The organism is Pseudomonas sp. JH-2, assembly GCF_036231725.1.
Lineage (GTDB): Bacteria > Pseudomonadota > Gammaproteobacteria > Pseudomonadales > Pseudomonadaceae > Pseudomonas > Pseudomonas delhiensis.
Genome location: NZ_JAZAQP010000012.1, coordinates 65542 through 81357, shown reverse-complemented (window position 1 = coordinate 81357; position 15816 = coordinate 65542). Strand labels below are relative to the sequence as shown.

Sequence of the window (15816 nt, the reverse complement as noted above, 5' to 3'; positions counted from 1 at the left end):
CGCCATGTGGAACGCCGCCTGGCGCGGGCAGGCGCTGGCCGAACTGGCCGGGCGCGACTGGGACCTGATCGTGGTCGGCGGCGGCATCACCGGCGCCGGCATCCTCCGCGAGGCCGCGCGGCGCGGCTGGCGCTGCCTGCTGCTGGAACAGCGCGACTTCGCCTGGGGCACCTCCAGCCGTTCCTCGAAGATGGTCCACGGCGGCCTGCGCTACATCGCCAAGGGCCAGGTCGGCCTGACCCGCGACTCGGTGCGCGAGCGCCAGCGCCTGCTCGGCGAGGCGCCGGGGCTGGTGGAGCCGCTGAGCTTCATCATGCCGCACTACCGTGGCGGTTTCCCCGGGCCGAAGGTGTTCGGCGGCCTGCTGGCCGTGTACGACGCCCTGGCCGGCAAGCGCAACCACCTCTACTACCCGCTGCAGCAACTGCGCTACCTGGCGCCGGGGCTGAAGGAGGAAGGCCTGCTGGGCGGCACGCGCTTCGCCGATGCGGTGGTGGACGACGCCCGGCTGGTCATGCGCGTGCTGGACGAGGCCCGCGCCGACGGCGGCGAGGCGCTCAACGGCCTGCGCGTGCTGGAACTGCGCCGCGACGGCGGGCGGGTCACCGGCCTGCTGGCGGAGGACCGCGAAGGCGCGGGGCGCTTCGCCTTCCGCGCCGGCGCGGTGGCGCTGGCCACTGGCGCCTGGGCCGACCGGTTGCGCCGGATGGAGGGCGACGAGCACATCCGCCCCCTGCGCGGCAGCCACCTGCTGCTGCCGGCCTGGCGCCTGCCGGTGGCCCATGCCTTCAGCTTCATGCACCGGGCGGACAAGCGCCCGGTGTTCGTCTTCCCCTGGGAAGGCGCCACCGTGGTCGGCACCACCGACCTGGACCATGGCGACGGCCTGGACGGCGACGCCCGCATCAGCCGCGCGGAGCTGGACTACCTGCTGGAGGCCTGCGCGCAGCAGTTTCCCGCCGCCCGCATCGGCGAGGCCGACGTGCGCTCGACCTGGGCCGGCGTGCGCCCGGTGGTCGCCAGCGGCGCCGCGCAGCAGAAGAAGCCCTCGGACGAGAAGCGCGAGCACGCTCTGTGGAGCGAACCCGGCTGCGTGACCCTGGCCGGGGGCAAGCTCACCACCTTCCGCCTGCTGGCCCTGGAAGTGCTGCGGGCCTGCGCGCCCATGCTCGGCAAGACGCTGGAAGACAGCCCCGAGCCGATCTTCGCCGCAGCCCCCGAAGTCGACCTGCCGGGCCTGGGGCCGCAGCAACGGCGGCGCCTGGCCGGCCGCCACGGGCGCAACCTGGCGCAGCTGGCCGGGCTGCTGGCGCAAGTCGGCAACGGCCGGGTGGGCGACAGCGACTGCCTGTGGGCCGAGCTGGCCTGGGCCGCCGAAGGCGAACTGGTGCTGCACCTGGACGACCTGCTGCTGCGCCGCACGCGCCTGGGCCTGCTGCTGGCGCACGGCGGCGCCGCCGAGCTGCCGGCCATCCGCGCGCTGTGCCAGGCGCGCCTGGGCTGGGACGACGCCCGCTGGAGCGAAGAAGAACGTGCCTACCTGGACCTCTGGCGGCGCTGCTACAGCCTGCCGGCCCCGGCGGGTAGTTGAGAGCCACGAGCGGCAAGCCACAAGAAGACCGAGAGCGCGCAATGGATAACGACAAGAGCTACCTGCTGGCCATCGACAACGGCACCCAGAGCGTGCGCGTGCTGCTCTTCGACCTCGCCGGCAACCTGGTGGGCAAGGGCAAGGTGGAGCTGGAGGCCTACTATTCGACCCAGCCCGGCTGGGCCGAGCAGGACCCGGAGTACTACTGGGCCAGGCTCGGCGAGGCCTGTCAACTGCTCTGGGCGCAGACCGGCGTCGACCGCAGCCTGATCCGCGGCGTGTCGCTGACCACCCAGCGCGGCACCGTGATCCACGTGGACGAGCAGGGCAAGCCGCTGCGCCCGGCGATCCTCTGGCTGGACCAGCGCCGCGCCGAGGTCGAGGGGCGCATCAAGGGGGCCTGGGGCTGGCTGTTCAAGCTGGCCGGCGCCGAGGGCGCGGTGGACTACTTCCGCAGCCAGGCCGAGGTCAACTGGGTGGCGCAGCAGCAGCCGCAGCTGCACGCGGCCACGCACAAGGTGCTGCTGCTGTCGGGTTTTCTCACTCACCGCCTGTGCGGGCGCTTCGTCGATTCCCTGGCGTGCAGCGTGGCCTACCTGCCGTTCGACTACAAACGCCTGAAGTGGGCCGTCCCGCGCGACTGGAAATGGCAGGCGGTGAAGGTGCGCCAGGAGCAGTTGCCGCAGCTGTTCAAGCCTGGCGAAAAGCTCGGCGAGATCAGCGCCGAGGCCAGCCGCCACACCGGCATCCCCGAGGGCCTGCCGCTGATCGCCGCCGGCGCCGACAAGGCCTGCGAGGTGCTCGGCGCCGGGGCCATCGAGCCCAGCGTGGCCTGCCTATCCTACGGCACCACCGCGACCATCAACACCACCCGCCCGCGCTACCTGGAGACCATCCCGCTGATCCCGCCGTACCCGGCGGCGATCCCCGACCACTTCAACACCGAGGTCATGATCTACCGCGGCTTCTGGATGGTCAGCTGGTTCAAGCGCGAGTTCGGCCTGCGCGAGATGCAGCGCGCCGCCGAGCTGGGCGTGGAGCCGGAGAAGCTGTTCGACGAACTGGTCGAGCAGGTGCCGCCCGGCTCCATGGGCCTGATGCTGCAGCCCTACTGGACGCCGGGCATCCGCGAGCCGGGGCTGGAGGCCAAGGGCGCGGTGATCGGCTTCGGCGACGTGCACACCCGCGCGCACCTGTACCGCGCCATCCTCGAAGGCCTGGCCTACGCCCTGCGCCAGGGCAAGGAGCGCATCGAGAAGCGCTCCGGCACCCGCATCGAGCGCCTGCGCGTGGCCGGCGGCGGCTCCCAGAGCGACGCCGCCATGCAGCTGACCGCCGACATCTTCGGCCTGCCGGCGGAGCGCCCGCACGTCTACGAGGCCTCCGGCCTGGGCGCGGCCATCGACTGCGCGGTGGGGCTGGGGCTGTACCCGGACTTCGCCAGCGCCATCGCCGCCATGACCCGCGTCGGCCAGGTATTCCAGCCGCGCCCGCAGGCGCAGCGCACCTACGAGCGGCTGTACCGCGAGGTCTACCAGCGCATGTACCGGCAACTCCGGCCGCTGTACCGGAGCATCCGCGAGATCACCGGCTACCCGGCCTGAACTTCGCTCCCCGGTTGGTTGGTCCATAGTGAATGGATTTCGATAAGGGGAGAGGGACCATGGCGAAACCCGAGGCAATGCTCATCCTGCACGGCAAGCAGGCGGCCAACGACGCCGTGCGCGCGGCGGTGCTGGCGCGCCGCGAGGCCGGCTGGCGGCTGGACGTGCGGGTGACCTGGGAGGAGGGCGACGCCGAGCGCCTGGTCGGCGAGGCGCTGGCGGCCGGCTACCCGACGCTGGTCGCCGGCGGTGGCGACGGCACCGCGCGGGCCGTGGCCGAGGCGCTGTACCGCGCCGGCGCAGCGGCGAGCCTGGCGTTGCTGCCGTTGGGCACGGCCAACGACTTCGCCCGCGCCGCCGGCATCCCGCTGGAGCCGGACGCGGCCCTGGGGCTGCTGGAGGAAGCGGCGCGGCCCATCGACCTGGGCGAGGTCCAGGGGCGCATCTTCCTCAACATGGCCACCGGCGGCTTCGGCTCCACGGTCACCGCCAACACCTCCGAGGACCTGAAGAAGGCCCTGGGCGGCGCGGCCTACCTGCTGACCGGGATCAGCCGCTTCTCCGAGGTGCACTCGGCCCAGGGCCGTTTCCGCGGCCCGGGCTTCGACTGGCAGGGCGAGTTCCTCGCCCTGGGCATCGGCAACGGCCGCCAGGCCGGCGGCGGCCACCCGCTGTGCGTCCAGGCCCTGGCCGACGACGGGCTGCTGGACGTCAGCATCCTGCCGGCGCCGGGCGACATGCTGTCGGCCCTGGGAACGCTGCTCGGCAGTGGTGGCGGGCTGCAGGAGCTATTCGTCCGCGCGCGCCTGCCGTGGCTCGAACTGGAGGCCGGCGAGGGCCTGGCGATCAACCTCGACGGCGAGCCCCTGGAAGCCCGCCGGGCGCGCTTCGAGGTACGCCCGGCGGCGCTGCGCCTGCACCTGCCGGCGGATTCGCCGCTGCTCAGCGACTGATCGCCGGGGCTGGCCCGGGACGGGCTTCTAAGGCATGATGGCGTAGCGCCAGTATTTCGTCGCCGGAATTCTGGCCGATAGCCCTACGCTATTCATCCCGATTTCAGGAGCCCCCATGGCCGGCATTCTCGACAGCGTCGATCAACGCACCCGACTGGTGGGGCAGAACCGCCTGGAGATCCTGGTGTTCCGCCTGGCCGGCCGGCAGCAGTTCGCCATCAACGTGTTCAAGGTCCAGGAGGTGCTGCAGCTGCCGCGCCTGACGCTGATCCCGCAGCGCCACCCGATGATCTGCGGGGTGATCAACCTGCGCGGCCAGACCCTGCCGGTGATCGACCTGTCCCACGCCATCGGCATGCGCCCGCTGCGCCCCGAGGAGCGCAGCACCATCATCGTCACCGAGTACAACCGCTCGGTGCAGGCCTTCCTGGTCGGCGGCGTGGAGCGCATCCTCAACCTCAACTGGGAGGCGGTGCAGCCGCCGCCCGGGGGCGCCGGGCGCCAGCACTACCTGACCGCCATCACCCGCGTCGACGAGCGCCTGGTGGAGATCATCGACGTGGAGAAGGTGCTGGCCGAGATAGTGCCGATGAACACCCGCGTCTCCGCCGAGCGCCTGGACCACGACCTGCTGGCGCAGACCAGTGGCCGCGAGGTGCTGGTGGTGGACGACTCCAGTGTCGCCGTGGCCCAGTTGCGCGACACCCTCGGCCAGCTCGGCCTGAAACTGCACGTGGCCACCGACGGCCTGCGCGCGCTGCGCCAGCTGCAGGCCTGGGCCAACGCCGGCGAGGACGTGGAGGAGAAGCTGCTGATGGTCTTCACCGATGCCGAGATGCCGGAGATGGACGGCTACCGCCTGACCACCGAGATCCGCAACGACCCGCGCCTGGCCGGGCTCTACGTGGTGCTGCACACCTCGCTGTCGGGCAGCTTCAACGAGGCCATGGTGCGCAAGGTGGGCTGCGACGACTTCCTCTCCAAGTTCCAACCCGACCTGCTGGTGGACGTGATCCGCCGGCGCCTGGAGAAGCTGCCGGCCTGAGCCGCGACCGTGTCCAACCGTAGGGCGAATAACCGTTCGCGGTTATCCGCCGTCGGCCGGGACGCCGGTGCCCGACGGCCGCGGCGGATAACGCCGTAGGCGTTATGCGCCCTACGGGATGGTCCGGCGCGGCTGGCGGGTTCAATCGCGGACGGAGTCTCCTACGACCGTGCTCGACCGTAGGGCGAATAACCGTTCGCGGTTATCCGCCGTTGGCCGGAACGCCGGTGCCCGACGGCCGCGGCGGATAACGCCGTAGGCGTTATGCGCCCTACGGGTTGGAAAGAGGCGGCGCAGCCTGCAAGACAGTTGCTCCTACGACCGTGCTTCCCTGGAGCTGTAGGGGCAATTGTCTTGCAGGCCATGTTGAAATGCTCTTCGTAGGAGCGAGCTTGCTCGCGAATGGCGTTTCCCGGCGGCCACGGCGCCTGGGGTTGGCTCCGCCCCTCTCCCCAACCCTCTCCCTGAAGGGAGAGGGGGCTGTCCTGAGCTGGCTGGAGAATCAGGAGTCATCCTGACCCGTAGGGCGGACAGAGTCCTACTACGGTTCCAGGACGCATCGCCGTAGGAGCGGACTCCGTCCACGATGCCCGATTGCTAGGCGCCGGCCCGCCCCGTATAACGGCTTCTTTGCCCGCAACAAGGAAGCCGCCAGCATGGTCACCCTCAGCGCCCTCTACCGTTACCCGCTCAAGTCCGGCCGGTTCGAGCCTCTGGACAGCATCGGGCTGGACGCCCTCGGCCTGCAGGGCGATCGCCGCTGGATGGTGGTGGAGGCTGCCAACGGGCGCTTTCTCACCCAGCGCCTGCTGCCGCAACTGGGCCGCATCGAGGCGCGCTGGCAGGACGGTGGCCAGGCCCTGCGCCTGCGCGCGCCGGGGATGGAGGACCTGCGGGTGGCGGTGCCGGGCGTGGACGATGCGCTGCGCGGCGTGACCATCTGGCGCGACAGCCTGCAGGTGCCGGACGCCGGCGATGCCGCGGCGGACTGGCTGAGCCGCTTCCTCGGCCGCCCCTGCCGGCTGGTGGAGATTCCCGAGCAGCGCGCCCGGCAGGTGGATACCGCCTATGCCGAGCCGGGCGAGAAGGTGCACTTCGCCGACGGTTTCCCGCTGCTGCTGATGAGCCAGGCTTCGGTGGACGACCTGGCCGCCCGCGTCGGCCAGCCCCTGGAGATGCTGCGCTTCCGCCCCAACCTGGTGGTGGCGGGCAGCGAGCCCTACGCCGAGGATGGCTGGAAGCGCATCCGCATCGGCGATATCGAGTTCCACGTGGCCAAGCCCTGCGGCCGCTGCATCCTCACCACCATCGACCCGCACACCGGCGAGCGCGACCCGAACCGCGAACCCCTGGCGACCCTGCTCAAGTACCGCCAGGTGGATGGCGAGGCGCTGTTCGGGCAGAACCTGATCCCCGTCGGCCGCGGCGAGCTGCGCGTGGGCATGCCGGTGGAAGTGCTCGAGTAAACCCGGGCCCGGCCCGGCGCGGGCCTCAGGGGTTGGCGGCGTCCTTCACCTCGGTCCAGCTGCTGTCCGGGTCGAAGCGTTTCATCGCCAGGGCGAGCCTGGCGCTGTCCGGCCCCATGTCTTTCTCGAAGACCTCGCCGTCGTGGCTGATCATGAACGACATCACCCCGCTGTCGCCGTAGCGCGCCGGCCAGGCGACGAGGGCGAAGCCGCGGGTCATGTGGCCGCCGATCCGGTAGTCGTAGGCGCCGCCGGGCGCCGAGGGCCCCTGGGCGGTGAGGATGCGGTAGTGGTAGCCGTGCCATTCGCCCCCGGGCTTGGCGTCGCCGAACAGCGGGCCGAGCGGGCTTTGCTCGACGCCGGGCTGTTCGGCCCAGTACAGGCCGTCGAACTTGCCGTCGCTGCTCTGGAACTTCTGCGCGTATTCGAGCAGGCCGTCGCCGTTGCGGTCGACCGACGCATAGTCCAGTTGCGCGTCGTGGTAGGCCTGCACCGCCTGGATGGTCGCCAGCTCGTTGCGGCCGATACGGCGGTCGCGAATCTCCTCGACGCTGCCCTTGGCGTCGAAGGCCCAGCCCTGCTTGCCGTGCTGCAGCGACAGCGGCAGGGTCCAGCCGTCGTCGCCGACCACCAGGTGGGCGCGGTCGTCGCCATCGTCGTGGATGACGTGCTTCTGCTTGTACAGAGCGAGGAAGGCGTCGACGTCCTTGCGCTCGATGTTCCTGGCCGGGATGTAGGTGCGCCAGTCGTCGCCGAGCAGCGCGGCGAGGCGCCCGGCGTCGGCGTGCTGGGTGCCGAGCGCGGCGACGAAGGCCGCGGCGGCCTCGTCCGGGGTCTTGAACATTTGCTGCGCTTGGGCCAGCGGGACGAGCAGCGGTAGCAGCGAGAGCAGGGCTATGCGCGGGATACGGGACATGGCGGTGCTCCTCTCAGCGTCTGGAACGGCCGCCGCGCGACAGCGCGGGGGCAGAGCGTTGCACCGGGCGCCCGACATGCTGGGCCTGCGCCCGGCCGGCGCCGATGCTGTTGCGCGAGCTGGCCCGGCTGAGCTGGCCGCGTTCGCTGCTGGCGCGTGCCTGGCGCGGGTTGCGGGCGTCGGCGAAGGCGTTGTTGCGCGGCCCCTGGCTGCCGGCGAAGCGCTCGCGGGCCTGGCGCTGGGACTTCAGGTTGTCCGGCGCGCGCTCGCGGGGGCGCGAACTGGCCTGTTCGCGTTGCCGCAGCTTGTTGTCCTGGCGCAGCCCCGGCTCCTGGCGCATCTCGCGGCTGGCGCTCTGGGCGCGCTCGCGGGCCTGGCGGTTGCTGGTGGCCGGGGCTTCCACGCCGTGCTTGGCCAGGCTCTGCCGCGCACGGTCACGCTCGGCGGCGCGCGGGTCCTGGCCGCGCAGGGCGGCGCGCTGGTCGGCGCCGGCCAGGCGGCGGTCGTAGCGCTGCTGGGCGGCCTGGCCGCGGTAGGGCACGCCCTGGCGATAGCTCGGGTTGTGCTGCCAGGTACGCTGGCTGGCGTCGATGCGGCGGTTGACGTTGATGTTGTTGTAGCGGTTCACGTCGATATCGACGTCGCCGTGGTCCCAGTCGCAATCGCCCCACAGCGAGGCGATGGCCGCCACGCCCACGCCGAACGCCAGCCCGGTCGCAAGGCCGGTGGCGATGGGGTACTGCGGTGGCGGCGGGTAGTAGGTCGGCGGATAGGCCGGCGCCGGCCACTGGCCGTAGACCACGTTGGGGTCGTAGCTGGGCACGTAGACCACCTGCGGGTCGGCGGGCTCGATGATGATGGTCTGCGCCGGCGCCGCCGCTTGCGTCGTGGCACTTGGCGCGGCCTCCTTCACCGAGACCTTCTGCTGCTGGTTGGACGCCAGGGTGCCGGCCGCCTGGGCGCGCTGGCGCAGCTTCTGCACGCTCTGCATCACGTCGTCGGGCTGGGCCAGGAAGGCGTCGCCGACGCGCTGCACCCAGGCCGGGTCCTGGCCCATCAGGTGCAGCACGGCGGGGAAGGCCACCAGCGATTGCACGCTGGGGTCCCAGGGCTGGTCGCCGACCTGGCGCACCGCGTCGTCGCCCTCGACGCCGGGGTGGGCCTTGGACCAGGCCACGGCGTCGGCGACGTTGCCGGGGTAGGTCGCAGCCATCAGCACCTGGGCCAGCAGCGAGTCGGGATAGAGCGCGATGGGCGCGAGCATCTGTTCCAGCTGTTCCGCGTTGAAGACGGCTTCGACCGGCGCTGGCGCTGCGGCTGGCAGGGGCGCAGGCGGCGGTGCTATCTGCTCCGGCGCGGCCGGCTGGGCCGCTGGCGCCGCGTCGGCCGGCGCTGGCGGGTTGTCCGCCGGGGCACCAGGGGCGGCCGCGCAGGCCGGTTGCAGGGACAGACTGGCGAGAGCCAGCACCGCGAAGGTCAGGGCTGTACGGACTGGACGCATGGCGCATCTCCCGCAAGGCGGCGGAAATCACTGGCCGGAGCGGGATGCTCGGGCGCCCCTGCAAGCATAGGCGCCCGGTGGAAATCCGTGAGGGAGGATGCGGCTTGCCGTGGTGGCGGGGCGGCTCAGAGCTCGTCGAAGAAGCGCTCGTGCCAGTCCACCAGCGGCTGCGGCACGCCTATCTTCTGCCCATAGATGACCGAGTAGGACAGCACGTTCTGCACGTACTGGCGGGTCTCGTCGAAGGGAATGCTCTCCACCCAGACGTCGAAGGACAGGTGGCGGGCGTCCTTCAGCCACTGGCGCACGCGCCCAGGGCCTGCGTTGTAGGCGGCGGTGGCGAGCACGCGGTTGCCGTTGAACTGGCCCTGCACCTGGCTGAGGTAGGCGGCGCCGAGGCGGATGTTGAGGTCCGGCACTATCAGCTGCTGCGGCCCGGCCAGGGGAATGCCGAATTTCTTCGAGGTCTCCTTGGCGGTGGCCGGCATCAGCTGCATCAGGCCGGTGGCGCCGACGCCGGAGCGCGCATCGGACATGAAGGCGCTTTCCTGGCGGGTGATGGCGAACACCCAGCTGGGGTGCAGGTCGCGGTTGCGCGCCTCGCGCAGCAGGCTGTCGCGGTGCGCCACCGGGAAGCGGATGTCGAGGTCGTCCCAGTACTGCGCCTGGCTGATGGCGCGGATGGCCGGGAAGTACCACTGCATGTCGTAGGCCATGCGGGCCTGGGCCAGCAGTTCGTCGCGGTTGAACACCCGGGCGGCGTAGTACCACTCGCGGCGGGCGCTGATCACGTCGCCGCGGGCGTAGAACTCCAGGGCGCGGCGGGTGCTGGCGGCGTTACGCACGCGCTGCATCACCTGTGGGCTGATGCTCACCGGGCGGTTGTTCAGTTGGTAGGGCGCGTTGATCCGGTCGGCGGCGAGGAAGCCGTAGAAGTCGCGCTCGCGCGCCAGCGGCTGGTACAGCGCCATGGCCTGCGGGTTCTGCGGCTGGGCCAGTTGCAGGGTACGCGCCTGCCAGTAGCGCCAGCGGTTGGTCTCGGCCAGGTCTTTGGGCAGTTGGCGGGTCAACTGGTAGGCGTCTTCCCAGCGGCCCAGGCGCATCAGCAGGCGCAGACGCCATTCGCTGACGGTGTTGTCGCGCAGCTCGGGGTCGTAGCGGGTCATCAGCGGCAGGGCGCGCGGGTCGTAGCGGCGGGCCAGGCCCAGGCCGATCTGCCGGGCGATGTTGACCTTCTCTTCGCCGGTGAACGGCAGGCTGCTCTCGTAGCCGTCGAGCAGGCCCAGGGCGCGCTCCGGGTCCTGCTTGGCCAGGCGCCGCAGGCCCAGGCCGACGACGTCGGCCATGGCGTGGGTACGCAGGCTGAAGCGTTCGGTTTGGCTCAGCTGGGAGGGGTTCTGCGCGACCTTGACCATCAGCTCGCCGAGGCTGCCGAGGGTCGGCAGGCGCTTGGCGAGGGTGGTGGCCAGGCCGTAGTTGCCTTTCTCGGCCGCCAGCTTCAGGCGCTTCCAGACCATGTCCTCGGTGAGCTGGCCGTCGGCCTGCCAGAGGTCGAACAGGGTGTCGCAGGCGTCGGGTTGCGACTTGCCCACCAGCCACAGCTTCTGCGCGGTCTCGTAGCCGGCGGCCTTCTGCCCGTGGGTGAGCTGGTACTGGCCGTACAGGCAGTCCAGCTCGGTGAAGTTCATCTTCGGGTCGTAATAGTCGAGGAAGGTCTTCCAGTCCTGGCGGTCGGCCAGCTGGCGCAGCCAGCGCAGTTTCAGCCAGTTGATCTGCGGCAGGTCGCCGTGCTCGGTGAGGAAGCCCTCGATCTCGGCGTCGCTGGCGCTTTTCAGGCGGTTGGTCAGGTCGTCGTAGCCCAGGTAGGGTTCCAGCGGATAATCCGCCAGGGCCTGGCGGTAGCGCAGGTAGGGGCCGTTGTCGTTGCGCGCCAGGGCGGCCTTGGCCTCGTCGTACATCTGCCGCTGCTGCTGCAGCGGGGCGGCATGCGCCGGCGCAGCGCTGGTCAGGGTGAGGATCAGGCAGGAGAACAAAAGTGAAAGGCGACCGCGCATGACTGTTCCGCAAAGTAATTCGTGGCGCAGTCTGATCGGCGCCTATAGGCACAAGCTTAGCCTGTTGCGCGGCGACGGCGGAAGCGTCGCGGGGCTACCGTCGGGCACAAAAGATGTCAGCCGCGGCGCCCGCGCAAGGCTCTGACTTTTTTCGAGTTTCCCTTACACTGCGGCCCCAGTTTCCGGAGATGCCCCATGACCCTGCTGAAGTTCACCGATGTATCCCTCGCCTTTGGCACCACGCCGCTCCTGGACAAGGTGTCCTGGCAGATCGAGAAGGGCGAGCGGGTCTGCATCATCGGTCGCAACGGCACCGGCAAGTCGAGCATGCTCAAGCTGGTCAAGGGCGAGCAGATGCCCGACGACGGCGCCATCTGGCGCGCCCCGGCGCTGAAGATCGGCGAGCTGCCCCAGGAACTGCCGGTGGCCGACGAGCGCACGGTCTACGACGTGGTCGCCGAGGGCCTGGCCGAGGTCGGCGAGCTGCTCAGCCGCTACCACCACCTGAGCCTGCACATCCAGAGCGAGGACGACCTGACCCAGCTGGCGCGCGTCCAGCAGGCGCTGGAGGCCCGCGACGGCTGGCGCCTGCAGCAGCTGGTGGAAACCACCCTCACGCGCCTGCAACTGCCGGCCGACAAGACCCTCGCCGAGCTCTCCGGCGGCTGGCGCCGCCGCGTGCTGCTGGCCCAGGCGCTGGTGGCCGAGCCGGACCTGCTGCTGCTGGACGAGCCGACCAACCACCTGGACATCGGCGCCATCGCCTGGCTGGAAGAGGCGCTGTCCGGCTTCCAGGGCGCGGTGCTGTTCATCACCCACGATCGCGCCTTCCTGCAGGCCGTGGCCAACCGCATCCTCGAACTGGACCGCGGCCACCTGATCGACTGGAAGGGCGACTACGCCAGCTTCCTGGTGCACAAGGAGCAGCAGCTGGCGGCCGAAGAGGCGGCCAACGCGCTATTCGACAAGCGCCTGGCCCAGGAGGAAGTGTGGATCCGCCAGGGCATCAAGGCCCGGCGTACCCGCAACGAGGGCCGCGTGCGCGCGCTCAAGGCCATGCGCAACGAGCGCGCCGAGCGCCGCGAGCGCACCGGCAAGGCCAGCTTCCAGCTGGAGACGGCAGAGAAGTCCGGCAAGCAGGTGATAGTCGCCGAGAAGGTCGGCTTCGCCCACCCCGGCGGCGAGCCGCTGATCCGCGATTTCTCCCTGGTGCTGCAGCGCGGCGACCGCATCGGCCTGCTGGGCGCCAACGGCACCGGCAAGACCTCGCTGCTCAAGCTGCTGCTGGGCGACCTGCAGCCCACCAGCGGCAGCATCAAGGAAGGCACGCGCCTGGAAGTGGCCTATTTCGACCAGTTGCGTCACCAGCTGGAGCCGGAAAAGACCGTCATCGACAACATCGCCGAAGGCCGCGAGTTCATCACCATCAACGGCCAGAACCGCCACGTGCTCAGCTACCTGGGCGATTTCCTGTTCACCCCGCAGCGCGCCCGCACCCCGGTCAAGGCGCTGTCCGGCGGCGAACGGGCACGTCTGTTGCTGGCCAAGCTGTTCAGCAAGCCGGCCAACCTGCTGGTACTGGACGAACCGACCAACGACCTGGACGTGGAAACCCTGGAGCTGCTGGAAGAGGTGCTGCTGAGCTTCGATGGCACCGTGCTGATGGTCAGCCACGACCGGGAGTTCCTCGACAACGTGGTGACCAGCACCCTGGTCTTCGAAGGCGAGGGCCGTGTGCGCGAGTTCGTCGGCGGCTACAACGACTGGCTGCGCCAGGGCGGTTCGCCGCGCCTGCTGGGCGTGGGCGAGGAGAAGGCGGCGAAGCCCGCCGCCGAGCCCGCCCCGCAGGCAGCGGCGGCGCCGGAGGCGGCGAAGAAGAAGCTCAGCTACAAGCTGCAGCGCGAACTGGAGGCCATCCCCGGGCAGATCGATGCCCTGGAGGCCGAGCTGGCTGGCGTGCAGGGGGAAATCTCGGCGCCCAGCTTCTACCAGCGCCCGGCGGAGGAGACCCGCGTGGTGCTGGAGCGCCTGGACAGCCTGCAGGCCGAACTGGACCGGCTGATCGAGCGCTGGGCCGAACTGGAAGAGTGACCCGCCCTGTCGGGAAGGTGCCCGGGGGCTGCCGCCGTGGCGGCGATCGGCGAGTTGGGGAAGGGCATGACAATCGAGTACCGCATCAATCTGGATGACGAGCAGGGCTTCAGCTACCGCATCGAGCTGGAGCGCGGCTCCGACGGCGAGCGGGCCGCCGGGGCGCCGGCGTGGACGCGCCTGGGGCACAACCAGTGCAGCAACTGCCCGCTGTCCCGCGAGCAGCACCGCTACTGCCCGGCGGCGGTGGACCTGCACCGGGTGATCGAGGACTTCCGCGGCCTGCCAGCGCTGAAGAAGGTGGACGTGCTGGTGCGCACCCCCGAGCGCGAGTACCACAAGCAGGTCGGCCTGGAGGAGGGCCTGCGGGCGCTGCTGGGGGTGATCATGGCCACCAGCGCCTGCCCGCTGCTCGGGCGGCTCAAGCCGATGGCCCAGCAGCACCTGCCGTTCGCCAGCAACCAGGAGTTCATCACCCGCGCGGTGTCGCTGTACCTGATGCGCCAGTACTTCAACTACCGCGAGGGGCGGCACGCCGACTGGGAACTGAAGGGGCTGGTGCGCCTGTACCAGCAGCTGCAGCTGGTCAACCAGGCGTTCTGGCAGCGCATCCACGACACCTGCGTGGGCGACTCCAACCTCAAGGCCTTCCTCAGCTTCTTCTCCATGTCCTCGAGCATGAGCTACTCGCTGGAGGCGCAGCTGCAGAAGGTTCGCCCGGCGTTGATGAGCGGGGGGGAAGTGTTCTGAACCCGGGCGCCCGCCGCGGCGGGCGCCCGGTCTGTCTCACTCGGTCTTCTGCAGGCGCACCGCCAGCACGTCGCAGGGCGCGCCGTGCAGCACGTCGTTGGCGGTGGAGCCCAGCAGCAGGGCCAGGCCGTGGCGGCCGTGGCTGCCGACGATGATCAGGTCGCAACCCTGTTCCTTGGCCAGGCGGTGGATTTCCTGGCGCGGCTGGCCGTAGACCAGGTGGCTCTGGGCGATGGACACCTGCGGGTAGCAGAGGGTGAACTGGTGCATGCGCTCCTTGGCCTGGTCGAACTGCTGTTGCTGCAGCATCGACAGGTCCATCGGCACGTCACCACCGAAGGCCATGGCCATGGGCTCGACCACATGCACGGTGGAGAGCTGCGCCTGGGTGCTGGAGGCCAGCGCCACGGCGCGCTTCATCACCGGGTCGCATTCGTCGGTGAGGTCCACGGCGACCAGGATGTGTTGGTAGGGCATGAGCGTCTCCTCCGGGGGACAGTTATGAATGCAAGTATGGCCCTTCGGGCCGGGGTATACCTGATATGACAGTCTGGTGGTCGATCCTGCTCTTGGCGCTGGTGCTCAGCCCGCTGGCCTGGCTGATGCCCTCGCGCGGGCAGCGCGGGCAGATGGACCTGCGCCTGCAGGCGCGGCGCCTGGGGCTGGCCATGCAGATGGCGCGCCAGGAGTGGCCGCACTGGCTGGAGCGGCAGCCGCCGCAGAGCTGCGCGCAGTACCACCGAGGGCGCAGCCGCGGGCGCACGGACGAGTGGCGCTACTGGCAGAGCGCGCCGGGCGTCTGGCTGGACCGCTGGCGCGAGCCCTGCGGCGATGCGCAGCTGCTCGCCGACCTGGCGACGCTGCCGGGCGACGTGTACATGGCCGAGGCTTCGGCGCAGTTCATCGCCCTGTACTGGGGCGAGCGCGGCGACGCCAGCCACCTGCAGCGCATCGCCGAGTTCCTTTCCCGGCGCGCCTGAGCGCCGTAGCGCTGCCCTCATTCAGAGCTGCGCCGCGGCATACAGGCCCGAGACCTGCTCCAGGTCGGCGATGATGCCGTCGGAGTACTTGTCGATGAGGAAGGGCACGTTGCTCTGCGCCGCGCTCTGCAGCGATTTCTCGATGAACCGCCACTTGGTGGAGATGGCCCGCAGCTCGCGGCCGATCTCCGGGCTGGTCTGCGGCGCCTGCTGCAACTGCAGCAGGTTGATGGCGAAGCGGTTGGTCAGGTCGTCCAGGGCCTGCTGGTCCTCGCTGCGCACCGGGTTGGCGCCCACCGAGGCGTTGCGCGACACGTAGTTCCAGGTGATCGACTGCATCAGCAGGCTCTGCTCGCGGCTCTGCTGGGTGAGCGGCGGCACCTGCTGGCCGCTGTCCTTCTGGATGCCGTCGTAGAGTTGTTCGGCGGTATCCAGCAACTGGCTGTTGCGGCTGGCCAGGTCGCCCAGGGGCTGGAAGTCGTTGTAGCCGTTCTGCTTCTGCGCCTGCAGTTGCTGCTGCAGGGCCTGGCGGTAGCCGTCCCATTGTTCCTGCAGCTTGCTCCTGAGCTGCGCCGAGGCGCTGCCGGGCATCTGCCCCAGGCGTTCCAGGGCGGCGCCGGCGTCGGCCGTCGAGCTGGCCACCAGGCCCGCGTAGCGCGGGTCGCCGGCCATGGCGTTGAGCAGGAACAGGTCGCTCAGGCTGCGCTGGGCGGCCAGGCGCATCTGGTGCAGCGCCAGCAGGTCGCCGGCGGGCTCGGCGTGGGCCAGCAGGGGCAGGACGGACAGTACGAACAGGGACAACAGGCGGGCCAGCGGTCGGCATGGCATGGGCGCGTCTCCTTGGGGCCGTGGGGCTTCTTCTTGT

Annotated in this window: 13 protein-coding genes; 8 read left to right on the top strand and 5 right to left on the bottom strand. The window is 70.4% G+C overall.

The window, feature by feature from the left end; all coding sequences use genetic code 11:
* The first annotated feature begins 4 nt into the window (after positions 1-4).
* The 5 genes from VV867_RS11075 (at position 5) to VV867_RS11055 (ending at position 6659) form a co-directional block, all read left to right on the top strand.
* Complete coding sequence (locus VV867_RS11075) at positions 5-1591, top strand: glycerol-3-phosphate dehydrogenase/oxidase (protein WP_328566379.1); 1587 nt, start codon at positions 5-7, stop codon at positions 1589-1591.
* 41 nt (positions 1592-1632) lie between these two features.
* On the top strand, positions 1633-3195 hold the full coding sequence (locus VV867_RS11070) for an FGGY-family carbohydrate kinase (protein ID WP_328566378.1): 1563 nt from the start codon (positions 1633-1635) through the stop codon (positions 3193-3195).
* A gap of 59 nt (positions 3196-3254) precedes the next feature.
* Positions 3255-4148: a lipid kinase YegS gene (yegS, locus tag VV867_RS11065; RefSeq protein WP_328566377.1), complete on the top strand. Its 894-nt coding sequence runs from the start codon at positions 3255-3257 to the stop codon at positions 4146-4148.
* A 115-nt stretch (positions 4149-4263) separates the two neighbouring features.
* On the top strand, positions 4264-5193 hold the full coding sequence (locus VV867_RS11060) for a chemotaxis protein CheV (RefSeq protein ID WP_275627204.1): 930 nt from the start codon (positions 4264-4266) through the stop codon (positions 5191-5193).
* A gap of 656 nt (positions 5194-5849) precedes the next feature.
* Positions 5850-6659: an MOSC domain-containing protein gene (locus VV867_RS11055; RefSeq protein WP_275627203.1), complete on the top strand. Its 810-nt coding sequence runs from the start codon at positions 5850-5852 to the stop codon at positions 6657-6659.
* 25 nt (positions 6660-6684) lie between these two features.
* Here VV867_RS11055 and VV867_RS11050 read toward each other — a convergent pair whose 3' ends face one another.
* The 3 genes from VV867_RS11050 to VV867_RS11040 form a co-directional block, all read right to left on the bottom strand.
* Complete coding sequence (locus tag VV867_RS11050) at positions 6685-7575, bottom strand: DUF2950 domain-containing protein (RefSeq protein WP_275627202.1); 891 nt, start codon at positions 7573-7575, stop codon at positions 6685-6687.
* A gap of 13 nt (positions 7576-7588) precedes the next feature.
* Positions 7589-9076 (bottom strand): DUF3300 domain-containing protein, encoded by a 1488-nt coding sequence (locus VV867_RS11045; RefSeq protein WP_328566376.1) that lies wholly within the window; start codon positions 9074-9076, stop codon positions 7589-7591.
* 125 nt (positions 9077-9201) lie between these two features.
* Positions 9202-11130, bottom strand: coding sequence for a transglycosylase SLT domain-containing protein (locus VV867_RS11040; RefSeq protein ID WP_109936845.1), 1929 nt, complete (start codon positions 11128-11130; stop codon positions 9202-9204).
* A 195-nt stretch (positions 11131-11325) separates the two neighbouring features.
* On the opposite strand from VV867_RS11040, the gene VV867_RS11035 reads away from it, so the two are divergent.
* Positions 11326-13221, top strand: coding sequence for an ATP-binding cassette domain-containing protein (locus tag VV867_RS11035; RefSeq protein WP_328566375.1), 1896 nt, complete (start codon positions 11326-11328; stop codon positions 13219-13221).
* A gap of 66 nt (positions 13222-13287) precedes the next feature.
* Complete coding sequence (locus tag VV867_RS11030) at positions 13288-13971, top strand: DUF6901 family protein (RefSeq protein WP_109936843.1); 684 nt, start codon at positions 13288-13290, stop codon at positions 13969-13971.
* A gap of 36 nt (positions 13972-14007) precedes the next feature.
* Here the strand turns inward: VV867_RS11030 and VV867_RS11025 are convergent, their stop codons facing one another.
* A complete protein-coding gene (locus VV867_RS11025) occupies positions 14008-14448 on the bottom strand; it encodes a universal stress protein (protein ID WP_043267328.1) in 441 nt (146 codons plus the stop codon).
* Between the two features lie 65 nt (positions 14449-14513).
* Between VV867_RS11025 and VV867_RS11020 the strand changes: the two genes are divergently transcribed.
* Positions 14514-14951, top strand: a complete 438-nt coding sequence (locus VV867_RS11020; protein WP_275627198.1) for a hypothetical protein — start codon at positions 14514-14516, stop codon at positions 14949-14951.
* Between the two features lie 21 nt (positions 14952-14972).
* Here VV867_RS11020 and VV867_RS11015 read toward each other — a convergent pair whose 3' ends face one another.
* On the bottom strand, positions 14973-15779 hold the full coding sequence (locus VV867_RS11015) for a hypothetical protein (protein WP_109936842.1): 807 nt from the start codon (positions 15777-15779) through the stop codon (positions 14973-14975).
* Positions 15780-15816: the final 37 nt, after the last annotated feature.

What these genes read in the sequence shown, in the direction of transcription:
- VV867_RS11075 (WP_328566379.1), top strand. Translation starts at nt 5, where the DNA reads ATGTGGAACGCCGCCTGGCGCGGGCAGGCGCTGGCCGAACTGGCCGGG.
- VV867_RS11070 (WP_328566378.1), top strand. Translation starts at nt 1,633, where the DNA reads ATGGATAACGACAAGAGCTACCTGCTGGCCATCGACAACGGCACCCAG.
- yegS (WP_328566377.1), top strand. Translation starts at nt 3,255, where the DNA reads ATGGCGAAACCCGAGGCAATGCTCATCCTGCACGGCAAGCAGGCGGCC.
- VV867_RS11060 (WP_275627204.1), top strand. Translation starts at nt 4,264, where the DNA reads ATGGCCGGCATTCTCGACAGCGTCGATCAACGCACCCGACTGGTGGGG.
- VV867_RS11055 (WP_275627203.1), top strand. Translation starts at nt 5,850, where the DNA reads ATGGTCACCCTCAGCGCCCTCTACCGTTACCCGCTCAAGTCCGGCCGG.
- VV867_RS11050 (WP_275627202.1), bottom strand. Translation starts at nt 7,575, where the DNA reads ATGTCCCGTATCCCGCGCATAGCCCTGCTCTCGCTGCTACCGCTGCTC.
- VV867_RS11045 (WP_328566376.1), bottom strand. Translation starts at nt 9,076, where the DNA reads ATGCGTCCAGTCCGTACAGCCCTGACCTTCGCGGTGCTGGCTCTCGCC.
- VV867_RS11040 (WP_109936845.1), bottom strand. Translation starts at nt 11,130, where the DNA reads ATGCGCGGTCGCCTTTCACTTTTGTTCTCCTGCCTGATCCTCACCCTG.
- VV867_RS11035 (WP_328566375.1), top strand. Translation starts at nt 11,326, where the DNA reads ATGACCCTGCTGAAGTTCACCGATGTATCCCTCGCCTTTGGCACCACG.
- VV867_RS11030 (WP_109936843.1), top strand. Translation starts at nt 13,288, where the DNA reads ATGACAATCGAGTACCGCATCAATCTGGATGACGAGCAGGGCTTCAGC.
- VV867_RS11025 (WP_043267328.1), bottom strand. Translation starts at nt 14,448, where the DNA reads ATGCCCTACCAACACATCCTGGTCGCCGTGGACCTCACCGACGAATGC.
- VV867_RS11020 (WP_275627198.1), top strand. Translation starts at nt 14,514, where the DNA reads ATGACAGTCTGGTGGTCGATCCTGCTCTTGGCGCTGGTGCTCAGCCCG.
- VV867_RS11015 (WP_109936842.1), bottom strand. Translation starts at nt 15,779, where the DNA reads ATGCCATGCCGACCGCTGGCCCGCCTGTTGTCCCTGTTCGTACTGTCC.